Raw genomic sequence first — 15,764 nt, 5'->3', positions numbered from 1 at the left:
GTTGTTGAGCCCGTTTGCTCAATCCGGGGCTTCCGATAGCTGGATCGTTTGCGTATTCCGAAAGCAATCTCAGCAAGGATTGGCGATGTGGTTCGTGCGTGTAGTCGACTCGAAGGATTTCGATGTCCATTTCGGATTGCTCTGAGTCGGTAGTGGATTGTGTTTCCATCGACATAAGGCAGCGGATTCCGGAGGAACGCGGTTGAAATCGTTCGGATCAAAACCAACCCATCAGTCGCACGGCTGCAATGGCCGTGAATCCCAGAAGAATGGCGTTGAACCAGGTTTGAGAAACTCGTGTGACGAGCCATTTTCCGGACAACATTCCAATGGGAATCATCGGTGCCAGTGCAGCTCCGACTAACAATGTATCGGGTGAGATGAGCCCAAGGTTGTAGCTCAAGGGGAGCTTCAGAACGTTTAAAACCAAGAACAGCCAAGCGCTCGTTCCAATCAGCTCCCACTTTGGCAGGCTAACAGCGATCAGGTAGAGCGCTACCACGGGCCCCGCCGCATTGGCCAACATCGTTGTTAGACCTGCGAGCAACCCGAGGAATACCGAGAACCAGACTTGATGCGGGAATTTCTCGAACATCTTTGGTCTGAGTAGCCGTGCGGCTTGGACCGCGGTCAGCGCCAGGATGATTCCGCCGACAAGTGTCTTGAAGTATTCAGGATTCAGCCGGTCCATCATTGCCCAGCCGATCAAGATGCCCACCAACGTGGGTGGAAGCAATCGTCGGACATGTGACCAATCCGCTTTTCGTCCGAAGAATCCGATGGCGCAAAGATCGCCAACCACGAGCATCGGAAGCAGGACACCGGTCGATTCCAAAGCTCCAAACACAAAGGCAAATAGCACGACATGCAGCATGCTGATGCCTGGGAAGCCAGATTTTGAAAACCCAATGCCGGTCGCTCCCACTGCCAACAGTGCGATTTGGTCGGGAGTGAGGGATGAAAGCATTGAATTTTGTGTGAATCGAAGGTCGTACGGGTCCGTGGTTGAGATCGCGAGTATCTACAATGTGTCCGGGTTCACGAACCCCACCCACCTGCCGACTCCGGTCCCCGCCTCAATTTCCCACCCACAACGACAGGAAGAACCATGGTTCGTCCGTTGGATGCATCTGTTCGGTCAATCCGTTTCATCGGCATGTGGTTGATCGCCTGTTTCGTTTGGAGCGCCCTTGATCACTCAGTTGCGACGGCAGACGAGAAAACTCCAGCGTTGGAATCAGCGTCGACTTCGTCGTTGTTGATCGGAAGTGCGCAACGAGACATCACTCCACCGATGGGTTTTCCGATGTCGGGCTATTTTCACGAGCGGTTGGCGACCGATACTCGAGACCCGCTTTTTGCGAAGGCGGTGGTGTTCGAGCAAGACGGCACAACGGTTGTTTGGGTCGTTTGCGACTTGGTTGGAATCACTCGTGATTTGTATGAAGAAGTGGTTCGGAGATCGGAATCGTTGCACGGAATCCCGTCCAAGAACCACATTCTGTCCGCGACGCACTCGCACACTGCCCCCGACTACAAAGCTCACCTGGTTCAGCATCTTCGCGGTGAACTGAACGAAAACGAAAAAGGGAACGCAGGTTCTCCTTACGCGGCAGATTTGATCGATGGGATCGTCGGTGCGATTGGAGATGCAATATCGAGCAAACGGTCTGCAAAGCTTTTGGCTGGCAATGCAACTCAGACCGTGCCGGTTTCTTTTAACCGCCGGTCGTTGATGAAAGACGGCAGCATTCGTACTTGGCAAGGAGAATCCAATCCGAATCGACTTCGCGTCGCCGGTCCGATTGATGATCAGTTGGGCGTTATCGCCGTCGTTGATTCTGAAAACAATCGACCTTTTGCGATTTGCAGCAGCTATGCGTTGCATTTGGACACGGTGGGGGGCACCCGATGGAGTGCGGACTACCCCGCGTTGATGCAGCGAGCAGTGGCTGAAAGCTTTGGCGATGATGTGCTGTCTATTTTCGGTGCCGGCACTTGTGGAGACATCAATCACGCTGACCCATCCCGAAAAGAACGCAATTCGTGTGAGTTTATCGGGCACGCGTTAGGTGAGACGCTGGTCGAAGAAGCTCGTTCAATCATGGCGGAGTCTATTGAGACACCGTCAGACGCAACTCCGCAATTAAAATATCGCCACGTGGTGGTGCCGTTGCCGTTGCAAACACCGACGAAGCAAAGCATCGCGAGAGCAAAAGCGTTGATCCCACGTGCTCGAGAGGGCGAAAAGATTGGATTCGAAGACCTGGTCGCCGCGAATCGCGATGTCCAATTGGATCGGTTGAGAAACAATCCAGCGTGGATCGACGCCGACGATCCCGCAAATGTTTGGCCGATGATCGCTTGGAAAGGCGTGGGCGATCATCTGCCCGTTGATGTTTCCACGATTACCTTGGGAGATGAGTTGGCCATCGTCTTCCTGCCCGGGGAGGTCTTTGTTGACTTGGGTTTGGCGATCAAACGACACTCACCATTCAAAACGACGCTGGTGATTGAATTGTCCAACTGTGTCGAAACCGCTTATCTGCCGACGCATGCGGCGTATGCGCAAGGCAGTTACGAAGTCATCAATTCCCGAACGAAACCTGGATCGGGTGAGAAGTTGGTTGCCGCAGCACTTTCTTTGTTGCGAAGTGCGGCTGCCAACGATGCTCCTGCAAAATACGAAACACTTTCTGAACTGACTGCCCGATGATTCTTACTTTGAAGACTTTCCTCATGCGAATGCATCTGCCGGTGCCGAATTTTCTGGCCGGACTGTTTGTTGTTTTTTGGTGCGTTGCGGGAGTGGCTTCCGTCTCGGCACAAGAACCCGCTGCCGATGATCCTGATCTGGAACTGCAGGGCGAGTACGTCGCGGAAGAAACTGGCGTCCAAGTCATCGCAATCGGGGACGGCGAGTTTGACGTTGTGATTCACGAGGGTGGTCTGCCTGGAGCTGGTGCAAAACCTTCGCCTCGAAAAATTGAGGCGGATGAAGATGTCCTTTTGGGGCTGTTCGATTCGATGAATCTGCGACGGGTCGAACGGGTCAGCAGCACGATGGGCCGGTCTGCTCCCGCGAAAGCCACCGTGCTGTTCGATGGGACCAAAGATTCAGCGGAAGCGAACTGGGAAAACGGTCGCGTCAGTTCCGAAGGTTGGTTGATGCAAGGGACAACGAGCAAGCATAAATTCCAAGACTACACGTTGCACTTGGAGTTTCGGACGCCGTTCATGCCCAAGGCAAAGGGCCAACAGCGTGGCAACAGCGGTGTCTATCACCAAGGCCGTTACGAAACTCAGGTTTTGGATTCGTTTGGATTGGAGGGACTCGATAACGAATGCGGTGCGATTTACACCGTCAGTGCTCCCGCGGTCAACGTTTGCTATCCGCCAATGCAGTGGCAGACCTACGATGTCGATTTCACGGCGGCGCGATTCGATGACGCAGGGAAGAAGGTCACTGATGCTCGAATGACCGTTCGTTTGAACGGTGTCATTGTTCAGAACAATGTTGTTGTGCCGAATGCGACTCGGGGCGCGAAATTGAAAGAGGGGCCCGAGCCGGGCCCCATCTATTTGCAAGATCATGGGAACCAGGTTCGATACCGAAACATTTGGGTTTTGCCACGAGACGCGGAACGCGAAGCCAAGCGTCCAATTGTTTCCGGATTTGAACGTTTCGTTGGCACCGATGCGTTGCCGATGGCCGATGCGGGCGAAGTTTTGATCGACAACTTGGCATGTGGAGCGTGTCATGCAGCAGGAACATCGATGTTGCCCTCGCAAAGCGGCCCCGATTTGTCGCAGGTGTTCGGGCGAGTTCGCGTTGACGCCATCGTTGACATGATCGCTGATCCTCACGCTACTAAACGTGGCACAACGATGCCCGATCCTTGGCCAGGAATGGAGGCGGCCGAACGACGGGAACGCGCGAAAGAAATCGCGAGCTATCTGCATTCGATCAACGATCAACCACTTGAAGATCGAATCGTCAGTGACAAGCTCGCTGATCGCGGCGAAAAGCTTTATCAAAAAGTGGGGTGTGCAGCCTGTCACTCGGCCGATCCCACCAGTCCCAGTCCGATGTCGGTTCCGCTGGGCAAGCCACATCGGAAATACACGTTGCCGTCTCTGACGAAGTTCTTGAAAACGTGCAACCAACTTCGTCCGGGCTTGCGAATGCCAGCGATGGTCGGCACCGACGAAGAGATCATGGCGGTCGCGGCTTACCTGACTCGTGAGGTCACTGTGGGTGAAACCGCGGATGCATTCACCCGAACTGTTTACCACGGTTCATGGGATCAACTGCCAACGTTTGATTCGTTGGATCCTGTTTCGAAGGATCAAGTCAGCGGGCTGAAGTTCGATGACCTGAAACGAAGAAACAATTTCGCGATCGTTTACGAAACCGATTTGCATGTGAACTCGGATACCAAGTTGACTTTCTACTTGGCCAGCGACGACGGCAGTGCGCTCGAAATCGACGGCCATCGATTGGAGAACGATGGGATCCATCCTCACAAAACGGTCAAAGCCGAATACGAGTTGAAGGCTGGAGTCTATCCAGTTCGCGTGGAGTACTTTGATGGTGGAGGACAAACGTCGCTGAGCTTGGAAGTGGAAAGCGATTCCTTTGCTCGCGATGACATTGCCTACTGGGTCAGCAACACCGTCGGTGGAAAGCCGTTGGATTTGTTGCCAAGCGAATTTGCGGCGGACTCTTCTTTGATCGAAAAAGGAAAGCGGCAGTTCTATTCCGCCGGATGTGCCAATTGCCACTCGGTGGGTGAAGAGAACGCTTCCGATTTGCAATTGGTTCAAGCACTCGCGTTGGATCAGGCGAGCGAAGGGAAGGGCTGTTTGGCGGATGAAGTTTCCGCACCTGCAGTCAACTTTGCGTTGGGAGCTTCGCAGACTTCCGCGATTGAATCGGCACTGAAACGCCGACGCTCGGGACAACGTCCCAAGGTGACTGACGCTCGGCGTGTTCACATGACGATGGTGGGACTGAATTGTTATGCTTGTCACCAACGCGATGGTGTCGGCGGACCCGAGTTGTCGCGTGACGAGTCGTTTGTGTCGACGGTTCCCGAGATGGGATTGGAAGGCCGTTTGCCCCCGCAATTAACGGGTGTTGGGGACAAACTGACTCCGCAAACAATCACCGATGTTTTGAATCACGGTGCCAACCTTCGCAGCTACATGGGCACGCGAATGCCGGCGTTTGCATACGAGCCACTGCGAGACTGGCATGCTGCGGTGGGGCGTTTGGACATGGACCCGACGGTTGAAGAAGCGGACACCACCGCCAGTGAATCGACGATCGTTTCCAACGGTCGCGAGCTTTGTGGGAACGACGGATTGGCGTGCATCAAGTGTCATAGTTTCGGTGGAGACACCGGGGGTGGATTGGGTGCGATTGATCTTTTGACGATGCCCAAACGACTTCGGTACGAATGGTTTCAACGCTATTTGCAAAACCCGACCTTGTACCGACCCGGCACTCGGATGCCGAACAGTTTTGTGGATGGCAAGTCCGCGATCACCACAATTGAAGACGGGGACCCGGTCAACCAAACCGACGCCATTTGGAAGTATCTGTCGCTTGGCGACAAAGCCAAAGAACCTGTGGGGCTGAAGCAGGATGCGATTGTTTTGCAGCCGACCGAGCAAGCGCTGCGGATCTATCGCAACTTCTTTACCGGGGTCAGTGCACGCGGAATCGGGATCGCCTTCCCAAACAAAACCAACCTGATTTGGGATGCTGAGCAAATGACGTTGGCTCGGGTTTGGAGGAATGGCTTCTTCGATGCGTCGATGCACTGGCGTGGCCGGGGGCAAGGTCGCCAGGAACCTCTTGGGGATGCGGTCGCGATTCTGGAGGGGCAGTCAACGTTGGCGCAGCTTCCAAGCATCGCTGCAGCTTGGCCGGAGAAGTCGGCGAGAGCTCGTGACTTCCGTTTTGGCGGGTATCAATTGAGTGGCGGCGAAACCATCACCATTGGGTTTGCTCAAGGTGATTTGAAAGTGGAGGACACGATTTCATCGCAAACGCCGGCTGGTGAGAAACAATCGCCTCGACTGAGTCGAACGTTGACGATTTCGGTTCCTGCCGCGAATGGCAGCGAGCAGTGGGTGTGGCAACCGACCGACCAGCCCATGGAACTCGTGGAAGAATCGAAGGGCACGCAAGTTTTCCGAGTAAGCAACCAAACGAGTTTGCAGATTCAAGGCATACGGCTTGAGCAAGTGACGGTGGATGGCAAAGCGATTTGGCGTGCTGGTTTGCCGGCCGGGGAAGCATCGACGATCCAGCAGACAATTGCTTGGTGATGAATCTCCGACGCGTTGCTTTGAATTGACACTTTTGCCACCGAACTTTTAATTGATTACCTGAACGATGAACTTCATGCGAATTCGATTTTTGGCCAGCTTGGTTTTGCTGTTGAGCTTTGTCTCAGCGACCCAGGCGGATCAACCGAAGGAAAGCGACTACTACACGATCACGACCTTCGAAACACCGGAGGGCGAGGTCATCGAAGCGTGCGGCTTTGAATGGATGGAAGACGGTCGATTAGCGGTGTGTTCCCGCCGCGGTGACATCTTCATGATTGAGAATCCACTCGCTGAAAAAGTGACCGCGGATCAATTCAGCGTGTTCGCTCGCGGGCTGCATGAACCACTCAGCTTGGCCGAACAAGACGGATGGTTGATCGCGACTCAGCGTCCCGAGATCACCCGATTGAAAGACACCGATGGCGATGGTGCGGCGGATGTTTTTCAAACGCATGCCGACGGATGGGGCGTGTCGGGTGACTACCACGAGTACGCGTTTGGATCGAAACTCGATGCCAACGGTGACATGCTGATCACGTTGTGTTTGACCGGGTCGTTCAGCAGCAAAGTTCCGTTTCGGGGTTGGGCGATGAAGGTCACTTCGGACGGCCAAACCATTCCGTATTCCAGCGGCGTGCGCTCGCCCGGTGGGATGGGGACCGATTCGAACGGCAATGTTTTCTACACCGACAACCAAGGTCCTTGGAACGGAACGTGTGGTCTAAAAGTGCTGCGGGAAGGCAAGTTCATGGGCCATCCCGGCGGTTGGGATTGGTATGACGATGCACCGAACATGGGCAAGCGTCCTCAAGAGCCTGAAAGCGGCAGTCGCATCTTGACCGAAGCGGCCAAGATCCCAGAACTGGTCCCGACGGTGGTCATGTTCCCCTACAACAAGATGGGAAAGAGTGCATCAGGCATCGTTTGCGATCAGTCAGGTGGCAAATTTGGACCGTTTGAAAACCAATTGTTCGTGAGCGATCAGTCGCAGAGCACGGTCATGCGAGTCGACCTAGAAGAAGTCGATGGCGTCTGGCAGGGCGTTTGTTTTCCTTTCCGACGAGGGTTTGCCTCAGGCAATGTCGGGATGGAGATGGCTCCCAACGGATCGATGTTTGTTGGCGGGACCAACCGTGGTTGGGGATCAACCGGGCCGCGACCATTCGCGGTCGAACGGATGGATTGGACCGGAGAAATTCCGTTTGAAATCAAGCACATGAAGTCAACGGCAGATGGTTTCGATCTGGAATTCACTCAGCCTGTTGATGCGGCAACGGCGACCGATTTGGCTGGCTATGAGATCGAGACTTACACGTATGAGTACCGTTCGCAGTACGGCAGTCCAGAGGTGGATCCAACCAAGCCCACGATCACATCGGCTACTGTTTCGGAGGACGGAATGCACGTGCGATTGGTGATCGACGGATTGCAACTCGGTCATGTTCACGAGCTTCATTCCAATGGTGTCCGCAACCAAGTCGGCAACCCGCTCTTGCACCCTCAGGCGTACTACACCCTGAACAAGATCAACGAGGCCAACTGATTCAGGGCAATGACTTCCCGTCGGTCTATTCCGGCAGCTCCGCCATCCGTTTGCGAAGTCGGCGAAGCACTCGCGACTTCGCTTGGTAAACGCTGGCCACGGAAAGGCCCAACTTGTCTGCGACCGTTGATGCAGGTTGCTGATCGACGGTGGTGGCCCAGAACGCTTGCCAGGTCATGGTTTCAAATTCGGATTCGACCGACGCCATGACTTGGCGAATCAGTGGGCTTTCGATTGACGCGGGGCAAATGGTGGAATCCAGCGTGTCGACAATTTCTTGCTCACCGATTTGATGCAATTGATCGAGCGCTTCGCTGCCCCCGATCGCTCGTCCATCAGCCTCAGCGAGTTTGTTAAGCCTTCGAAAGTGATCACGAACGCGATTGCGTGTGATCGTGGCCAACCAAGAACGAAAGCTGCCTTCGCGTTTCTTTCTTTGAAAGTCGCCAATGCCTCGGGCCACGGATGCAAAGACTTCTTGCACCACATCGGGTGCATCGGACGCAGGAATTCCTGAGGTTCGGCACCAGCGGTAGACGATCGGCCCGAAGGTGCCAACCAAACGGGTCCAACTTTCGGCATCCATCTGTTTGACGCCGGAAATCAGCATCGATGACAGGGTGGGATGTTCGTTCGAGGGCGACGCGTGGCTCATGAAAAAGATTTTATCAGTAAATGGTGTCAGACGCCTGCGTTCATCCTGGTGCGTTACCTTAACTATCCCGGAGGACACCAATGATGACCGCAACTGAATGCCCGTCGATCGAACGATTGAAGGATTTGACGCTGGGCCGATTGGCCGAAGAAGACAGCGACTCGATGCTGGACCACCTTCGTGATTGTGAAGTTTGCCAATCCGAATTGGAAACGATCGGCGATGGCGAGGACTCTTTGATCCAAGCCATTCGATCGCCTGACGACGCTTCGGAATGGATTCACGAGCCACAATGCGACGTGGCCGTGATCGCTGCTTTGGGTGCGATCGGAATTGGCCAGCAGTCACCCACCGTCTCGGAAATGCCGGGTTTTCCGGTCTCGATTGGTGAATATGAGATCGTTCGCCCGCTGGGCCGTGGTGGGATGGGCAATGTTTATCTGGCTCGTCATACCAAACTGGGCCGCCTGGTCGCGCTCAAGGTCTTGGCCGGGCATCGTCTCGCAGATGCCAAAATGAAGGAGCGATTTGAGGCTGAGATGCGGGCCGTGGGACAGTTGAGTCACCCTGGGATCGTCACGGCCCATGACGCACGTGAAATCGATGGCACAGCGGTTTTGATCACCGAATTCATTGACGGAATGGATTTGGCTCAGTTGGTTTCGCGAATCGGGCCGATCGAGATTGCGGACGCTTGTGATTTGATTCGCCAAGTGGCCGTCGCACTGCAATACACCAGCGACCAAGGTTTCGTTCACCGCGACGTCAAACCATCCAACATCATGCTGGGCCATTCCGGCGAAGTGAAGTTGTTGGATCTGGGATTGGCTCGTTTGCAGGAACCTCGTCACGAAACATCTGGTTTGACCGGCACCGGACAAGCGATGGGGACGGCGGATTACATCGCCCCCGAACAGGTCACGGACAGTCGTGGCGTCGACGTTCGCGCCGACATTTATTCGCTTGGTTGCACTTTGTTTAAGTTACTGACCGGGCATGCCCCGTTTGCTGGACCGCAATGCACGACCGCGTTTGCCAAGATGACCGCTCATGTTTCCTCGCCACCACCGGTGCTCAGCGATTTCTTGCCCGATGCACCCGCTGGGTTGATCAAGTTGGTTGCATCGATGTTCGACAAAGACCCAACATCGCGACCACAAACGCCGATGCAGGTCGCTGAAAAGCTGAAGCGATTTGCGAGTGACGCGAATCTGGCTGGCTTGATCGCTCGAGCTGAAACTGTCACTCCCCAGCGTGCACCCGCCAGCCATCCAGAAACCAAGGTTTTGTCCCACACACAAAGTTGGCAGCCACGAACGGTGCCCATCACCGCGGCGATCGCCGCCGGTTTCTTGGGGCTGTTCATTGGATTGATGAGTGGCTTGTTGATCCGCATCAAAATGCCCGACGGTTCGGTCGTGACCGTGAATGCACCTGATGGAAGCGAAGTCAGCGTCGTCCCCAATGCATCGCCAGACATACCATCTGAAAACATCGCATCGCCGGCGGTTGCCACTTCCGAAGACCAGCGTGAAGAAGCGTTTCTAAAATTCGCGATCTTGGCAACCGAAGAAGAGACGCGGGAATACGGCTCGAAATATGAGGGGCTTCCGGAGGACTTCGATCTCATCCGAGATGGGTTTCGATGGTATGCGACCGACCCAGATTTTGAGCTTTCTTCGCCTTTCCACATGAATGGGCAAGCGTTGCATTTGGTCCGTGAGTCTGGTTCGCTGGCAATCACTCAAGACAAGCTTCGCGAGCAGATCGAGATGGCTCAAGCAAAAGGCAATGAGCAGATCGAGCTTCGACTGAGCGAGGCTGCTGGGGAATCGCTGCGCGAACTCACCCGTAACAACATGCGACGAAAGTTGGCAATCATCGTCAATGGCAAAATCCGAATGACACCGACGATCATGGCAGAAGTGGGCCGTGACATTGCGATCACAGGTCGGTTCACCAAAGAAGAAGTCAGCTTCTTGATGAATGCTCTGGACAGCGGATTGGTTGCACCGCTTTCAAAACGAGAGAAAGCAACGCAAGCGAAAACAGATTTTGAACGACTCCAGGGTGTTTGGCGACTTTCTGGCCGATCAGATGCCACGCTGCTTGCGTTTGATGGTTGGGACTTTTATGTGGTTGAAGATGTGTCAATTCGAATGGCGGGGCATATTGCCGCGAGGACTTCCGGCGATGGTAATTTGAGAGAAATTCTTTTTACGAACCTGATCCCGAAGAAGTCTGCTCCGCAGTTGTTGGTTTACCGTTTTCTCATTGGTGATCGATTGGAGTTCGAGTCAAAACGCTCAGTTTCGGCAAATTCGAAAGTTCTGGGACTCGATGCGGGCAAGGGGGCCTTCATCGTTGAGCGACTGGGTGATTTTCCAACTGACCGCGATGAAGTTATCTCTTTGTCTCGCCGGTTTAGGTCCGTGCTACAGCGGCAACAATCTCAGGAGAGAGGTTCTTATCCCCTGGGAGATGTCCTTTCTCCCGTGGGTTTGCTCATGACTGCAAAGACGATGGGGATGGAAGCTGTTGTCAAAGAGGTTGGCAAGATTCAGGCAGCTGAACGCGATGTCCAGTCCACCAATCAATTGAAGCAGATGGGGATCGGCTTTCACAACTTTGCGTCGGCTTATCGAAAGTTTCCTGGCTCGGCATCGATGGCGAGAGAGGGAGCGATTGGAATCAACGACGAATCCGAGTTGAAGCCATTTTCTTGGCGAGTGGCGATTCTGCCTTTCATTGAGCAACAGAAGCTATTCGAGCAGTATCGGTTTGACGAACCGTGGGACAGTGAAGCGAACTTGAAGTTGCTGCCGAAGATGCCTTCCATCTATCGCCGTCCGGATGCACCGGAAGACCAACCCGTTGGGCATGCCAACTATCAAGGCATCGCCGATGGTGGCAGTGCATTGGGCATCGACGATGGTGTCAAATTCAGAGACATCCGAGACGGGACGTCCAACACGTTGCTGATTTTGGAAACGGAATCGGCGGTTCCTTGGACGAAGCCGCAAGATCTCAGTGAGTTGCCGAAGTTTGCTGATGATGCCGTTCTTCGGTATCTGATGGCCGATGGATCCGTGAGGACGATGGATCCGGTGGACGAAGAAAAACTGAAGGCTTTGATCACACGGGACGGTGGTGAACGCATTGAACCTTGAATTGGCTTCAATCGGTCGTGTCTTCTGCGAGTCGCCGTTGGGCGTGGCGAGTTCAACGGAGTCTGCTGGATCAGGCAGGGCCTTTCGTTTGAGATCACCGTTCGATTTGAGTTAGAATGTGACTATGCAAATTCCCAGTCTTCCCAACGCCACCGCGAATGCGGCTTTGCCTCTCAGTGTCGCTGACACGCTGACGGACCTGGGAGGCATTTCGCCCGATCGATTGCGGGTGGTTGAAGCGTCCAGGCCCGCCACAGCAGAGGATCTTGCCATCCTTCATGCTCAGGGCGTGATGTGCGAACTCGTCGATGGCCAATTGGTGGAGAAGCAGATGGGGTTCAAAGAATCACTGCTGGCGGCTGTGTTGATCGAATTCTTGAGTGCATTTGCGAGGCAACACAAGCTGGGCATCGTCTCGGGGCCGGATGGTTTTGTGACCCTTTTTCCCGATCTGATTCGCGGTCCTGACGTAGCTTTTTTGTCCTGGGACCGACTGCCGGGCGGACAATTGCCGGAGGAGGCGTTTCCCCGAATTGTTCCTGATTTGGTGGTGGAGGTTCTCAGTCCGGGGAACACTCGGGCGGAAATGGCTCGCAAGCGTCGCGAATATTTTCACGCTGGCGTCCGGTTGGTTTGGACAGTGGATCCCATTCGAAGGTCCGTTGCCATCTTCACTTCGGCGACGCAGTCTTCGGTGCGTGGCGAAACGGAATCACTCGATGGTGGTGAGGTTCTGCCCGGGCTGAAGATCAGCTTGGCGGAGGTGTTCGCAGTTTTGGATGGTCCCGATGCGGACGAGAATCCTACCGTCACAAACGGTTGATTGAGCAGCATTCCTGGTTGTCATTGTCCGGTTGATCCTGCTGTTTGAATGCTCGCAAAGTTCTCGGGTGAAAGCTTCACCTGACCCAGGTCGTTGGTGCCTTTGACCAAGGTGATCTTGAATCGATTGCGGTCCCACTGTTGAACGTTGCCATCGATCGTGATGTTGGTCAGGTGGCGGGCGTCTTCATGGAAGACGCGAAAAGTGAGTTCCTGGTTCTCGGGAAGACCCTTGATTTCAATCCGTCCTTGCGCGTCGCTGACGGCAGCGTAGGGGTGATCGAGAACGACCAGCCAAGCTCGCATCCAAGGGTGAATGTTGCAGTCAATCGGCAGTGGTGCGGGCTCTGCCTGTCGTAATGCAAAGTCGCGATTACTGCCGGATGGAAGAGAGAGTCCAGATGGCATGTTGTGGAAGAAATTAACATTAATGTTGTGACCAACCTTGGCCTCTGACACATCGAAGACCAATTTGTCTCCGCTTTGAGCAAGAACCACACGCGGTTCAAAACGGCATTCTCTCGCTCGCAGTATTCGAGTCTGCTTGGTCGGGATGGATGCAGGCAATTGCGTTCCTCCACGCCCGGTGTAGAGGTACACCATCACATTCTGAATGCCTTTTGTTTCCTGGTCCACCAGCAGACGCTCATCGAGCAAATTCAATTGACCGCACACCGCTTTGTCCCGGTCGACATCGAGCGGTTTGGGAACGGGGGCTGGACCATCGAACAAGAATTGCAATCGCAGGTCAGCAGCATGAACGGAAGCACAGCGGCAGATGAGAAGGCAAGCCATCGAAAGGATGAGTGTTTTCATGTGCGAGGTTCGCATTCGCATCGGTAACCGATGCCGTAGACAGTTTGGATGATTCGGGGGTGTTTGGGATCGATCTCAATTCGCTTGCGAAGTTGGCTGACCGTTTGGTCGACGGTTCGGCTGTTGGGGACTCGGTTCTGCCCCCAGCATTCTTGGAAGAGCGTTTGGCGATGCACCACGTCGCCGTCGGCATCATGCAACAGAATCAGGATCTGTAGTTCGCGAGCGGTGAGTTCAATCACTGTATCGCCGCGGGTCGCTCGCAGTTTGGCGGGAGTGATTTGCAAGTCATCCATGTTGAAGGCGAGATGGGCGGTGGGGTCTTTCGAGTCCGGTGCTGAACTCGTTTCTGGTTGGCAGCGTCTGAGGACCGCTTTGACACGGGCGATGACTTCGTGGGACCCAAATGGCTTGCTGATGTAGTCGTCTGCACCCAGCTCAAAACCAACCACTTTATCGATCTCTTCCCCTTTGGCGGTGATGAAGATGACGGGCGTTTGTTTGTCGTTGGCTCGCAAGAGTCGGCAGACGTCATAGCCGCTTTTCATTGGCATCATCACGTCCAAACAGACCAAATCAAACTTCTTTGACTCCATCATCTTGGATGCGGACAGTCCATCGCCAACCGTGGCCACGTCGTAGCCTTCGGCTTGGAGTAGTTCTTCCAGCGCCGCGCGGGTGTGGCGGTCATCTTCCGCGATCAGAATCCGGGTCATGGTCGTTTCGTTTGGGATGCTGAGGGACGATGTTCAGTAAAGGGCACCGGTTGCAAGGTGAAGCGAAAATGCGAACCACGCTCGGAAGGAACCCACATCAGTTCGCCACCGTGCCGACGGGCCGCGTTGCGGGCGATCGCCAGTCCCAGACCTGTTCCCGCTGGTGCGGACAAGGAATCGTCAAGTCGTTCGAAGGGTTCGAAGATGCGTTTCGCTTCCGACTTGGTGATCCCTGGACCCTCGTCGATCACGTCGATGGTGATCAGGGTCGCTGTTTGGGCGCTGGTCAGTGTGGCTCGCTTTCCAGAGGCTGCGTATTTTTCGACGTTGCTGAGCAGGTTCACCAGGACCAGTTCGATCACATCGGTGTCGATCGGGATTGCTTCGTTGGCGTTGAGCTTCAGATTCGTTTTGATCTCGAGACTCTCGAAAGCGGGAGCAAAACTTTCCACGACGCGGCGGATGATTTGATCGGGGGCTTCGATTGTCGGACGTAGTTTGCCTTTTCCCGAAACCATGTCGAGGACGCCTGTGACCAAACGAGAAAGACGCTGACTCTCCTCTTCGATCACATCCAAACGTTCCAGCAACCGCCCACGTTGGTTGGGCTTATCTGATGATGACGTCGTTTCCGAGTCCAGATCGCGTTTGGCGAGTTCAGCGTACAGGCGAATGTTGGTCAACGGAGTTCGCAACTCGTGCGACACATGGCTGGCGAAACTAACACGTTGTTGAGCCAAAGCCATTTGACGCCGGATCGTTGTCATCACATACGCTCCCAGCAACAACAACGTGGTTGCGAGAGCTAACAAGGTTGCCAGCAATGGAACGGTTCCATCGGCTAGCCATCCCGGCGACGCGTCAGTGGACGGCGTGTAGATCAAACGCCATCCGTTCCATGGTGCTTCCATTCGAACGGTGGCAAGCGGTTGGATTGGGGCGATTGTTTCACTGGAGTCGCCCCAGCGGTACACCGTTCGATCGGTGCTGTCTCGCAGTTCGTAACGACCGGATTTGTCCGAAGACGAGGCGGGCAAGGCTTCGACAAGGTCGGCCATCCATCGCCCTCGTTCCAGAACGACCCCTGTGGCGGTTTGGTCGGATCGTGGCAACCACAGCACAAGTTGTAAACCGTCTTCGTGGAACCAGCTTTGCCAGCGAGTACCGGTGTTCGTCAGTGTGTTCGACGCGGTGTTCGATGAAGATGTCTTCGACAGCTGAAGGATCCGTGTCCGGGGAATGGATCCTTTGATCGATGGCAACGATCGGGAATCGCTGTTGAGACCAAGAGCCTCGTCTGGTTCTCCGATTGGTCGTCCGCGAGCCAGTTCGCTGAGAGCGGCATACCACAACGTTTCCGACGTTGCGTCGACAACAGGTTTGCGAGGGTAGATCAAACGCCCATCGCGATCGACCAACAAGACCGAGCGAACGATTGGTGTTGAGCGGCGGAGTTCCGCCAGGCGATTCAGATCACGCTTGGCTTCGCGAAGTTGGTCGCCCAGATCGGTTTCATATCGCTGGGCGATGGGACGCAAGTTGGAACTCAAGTCCCGAAGTCGCCCAGCGAAGAGTTCCTGCAGTTGGTCACGTTGCTGCTGTTGTTGCCGCGCGAGCGTGGCGGTTCCAAACCAGCCGATCAGGATCAGCGGCGAAACGATGAGCAACAGCAATGCGAGAACGTGACGGAGAAGCAAAAG

11 protein-coding genes (1 of these 11 running past the window's edge) are annotated in these 15,764 nt (G+C 54.7%); 5 read left to right on the top strand and 6 right to left on the bottom strand.

All coding sequences use genetic code 11. The annotated features are described in order from the left end of the window. Together RE6C_RS28335 and RE6C_RS28330 are read right to left on the bottom strand one after the other, a co-directional pair. On the bottom strand, positions 1 to 175 hold the 5' end (the start) of the coding sequence (locus RE6C_RS28335; protein WP_008662322.1) for a GNAT family N-acetyltransferase. 380 nt of this gene lie to the left of the window's left edge; the window shows 175 of its 555 coding nt (coding positions 1-175); its start codon is at positions 173 to 175; its stop codon lies beyond the left edge, outside the window. Positions 176 to 217: 42 nt separating this feature from the next. Then, positions 218 to 967: a sulfite exporter TauE/SafE family protein gene (locus RE6C_RS28330; protein ID WP_008662321.1), complete on the bottom strand. Its 750-nt coding sequence runs from the start codon at positions 965 to 967 to the stop codon at positions 218 to 220. A 141-nt stretch (positions 968 to 1,108) separates the two neighbouring features. Between RE6C_RS28330 and RE6C_RS28325 the strand changes: the two genes are divergently transcribed. The 3 genes from RE6C_RS28325 (at position 1,109) to RE6C_RS28315 (ending at position 7,885) form a co-directional block, all read left to right on the top strand. Further along, positions 1,109 to 2,716, top strand: a complete 1,608-nt coding sequence (locus tag RE6C_RS28325; protein ID WP_008662320.1) for a neutral/alkaline non-lysosomal ceramidase N-terminal domain-containing protein — start codon at positions 1,109 to 1,111, stop codon at positions 2,714 to 2,716. A gap of 23 nt (positions 2,717 to 2,739) precedes the next feature. Then, positions 2,740 to 6,339 carry a 3-keto-alpha-glucoside-1,2-lyase-like domain-containing protein gene (locus RE6C_RS28320; RefSeq protein WP_039963732.1) on the top strand — a complete coding sequence of 1,200 codons (3,600 nt, stop codon included), beginning with the start codon at positions 2,740 to 2,742 and terminating at the stop codon, positions 6,337 to 6,339. 67 nt (positions 6,340 to 6,406) lie between these two features. Further along, a complete protein-coding gene (locus tag RE6C_RS28315; RefSeq protein ID WP_008662316.1) occupies positions 6,407 to 7,885 on the top strand; it encodes a DUF7133 domain-containing protein in 1,479 nt (492 codons plus the stop codon). Positions 7,886 to 7,910: 25 nt separating this feature from the next. Here RE6C_RS28315 and RE6C_RS28310 read toward each other — a convergent pair whose 3' ends face one another. Continuing rightward, the gene (locus RE6C_RS28310; RefSeq protein WP_039963730.1) at positions 7,911 to 8,540 is read right to left on the bottom strand and encodes an RNA polymerase sigma factor; all 630 of its coding nucleotides are present in this window, start codon (positions 8,538 to 8,540) and stop codon (positions 7,911 to 7,913) included. An 80-nt stretch (positions 8,541 to 8,620) separates the two neighbouring features. On the opposite strand from RE6C_RS28310, the gene RE6C_RS28305 reads away from it, so the two are divergent. Together RE6C_RS28305 and RE6C_RS28300 are read left to right on the top strand one after the other, a co-directional pair. Then, the gene (locus RE6C_RS28305) at positions 8,621 to 11,710 is read left to right on the top strand and encodes a protein kinase domain-containing protein (protein ID WP_008662313.1); all 3,090 of its coding nucleotides are present in this window, start codon (positions 8,621 to 8,623) and stop codon (positions 11,708 to 11,710) included. A gap of 124 nt (positions 11,711 to 11,834) precedes the next feature. Continuing rightward, positions 11,835 to 12,533, top strand: a complete 699-nt coding sequence (locus tag RE6C_RS28300) for a Uma2 family endonuclease (protein ID WP_008662311.1) — start codon at positions 11,835 to 11,837, stop codon at positions 12,531 to 12,533. A 20-nt stretch (positions 12,534 to 12,553) separates the two neighbouring features. Here the strand turns inward: RE6C_RS28300 and RE6C_RS28295 are convergent, their stop codons facing one another. From RE6C_RS28295 to RE6C_RS28285, 3 genes are read right to left on the bottom strand one after another with little or no spacing between them, the layout of a single operon-like run. After that, complete coding sequence (locus tag RE6C_RS28295) at positions 12,554 to 13,348, bottom strand: methylamine utilization protein (protein ID WP_008662309.1); 795 nt, start codon at positions 13,346 to 13,348, stop codon at positions 12,554 to 12,556. After that, entirely contained in the window at positions 13,345 to 14,064 is a 720-nt protein-coding gene (locus tag RE6C_RS28290) for a response regulator transcription factor (RefSeq protein ID WP_008662308.1), read from the bottom strand. Before RE6C_RS28290 ends, RE6C_RS28295 begins: the two co-directional genes overlap by 4 nt. After that, on the bottom strand, positions 14,061 to 15,761 hold the full coding sequence (locus RE6C_RS28285) for an ATP-binding protein (protein ID WP_008662307.1): 1,701 nt from the start codon (positions 15,759 to 15,761) through the stop codon (positions 14,061 to 14,063). Before RE6C_RS28285 ends, RE6C_RS28290 begins: the two co-directional genes overlap by 4 nt. Positions 15,762 to 15,764: the final 3 nt, after the last annotated feature.

This window comes from Rhodopirellula europaea 6C (assembly GCF_000338295.1).
Taxonomy (GTDB): Bacteria; Planctomycetota; Planctomycetia; order Pirellulales; family Pirellulaceae; genus Rhodopirellula; species Rhodopirellula europaea.
The sequence above is the reverse complement of the archived record's forward strand: the minus strand, read 5'-3'. Positions and strand labels throughout refer to the sequence as shown.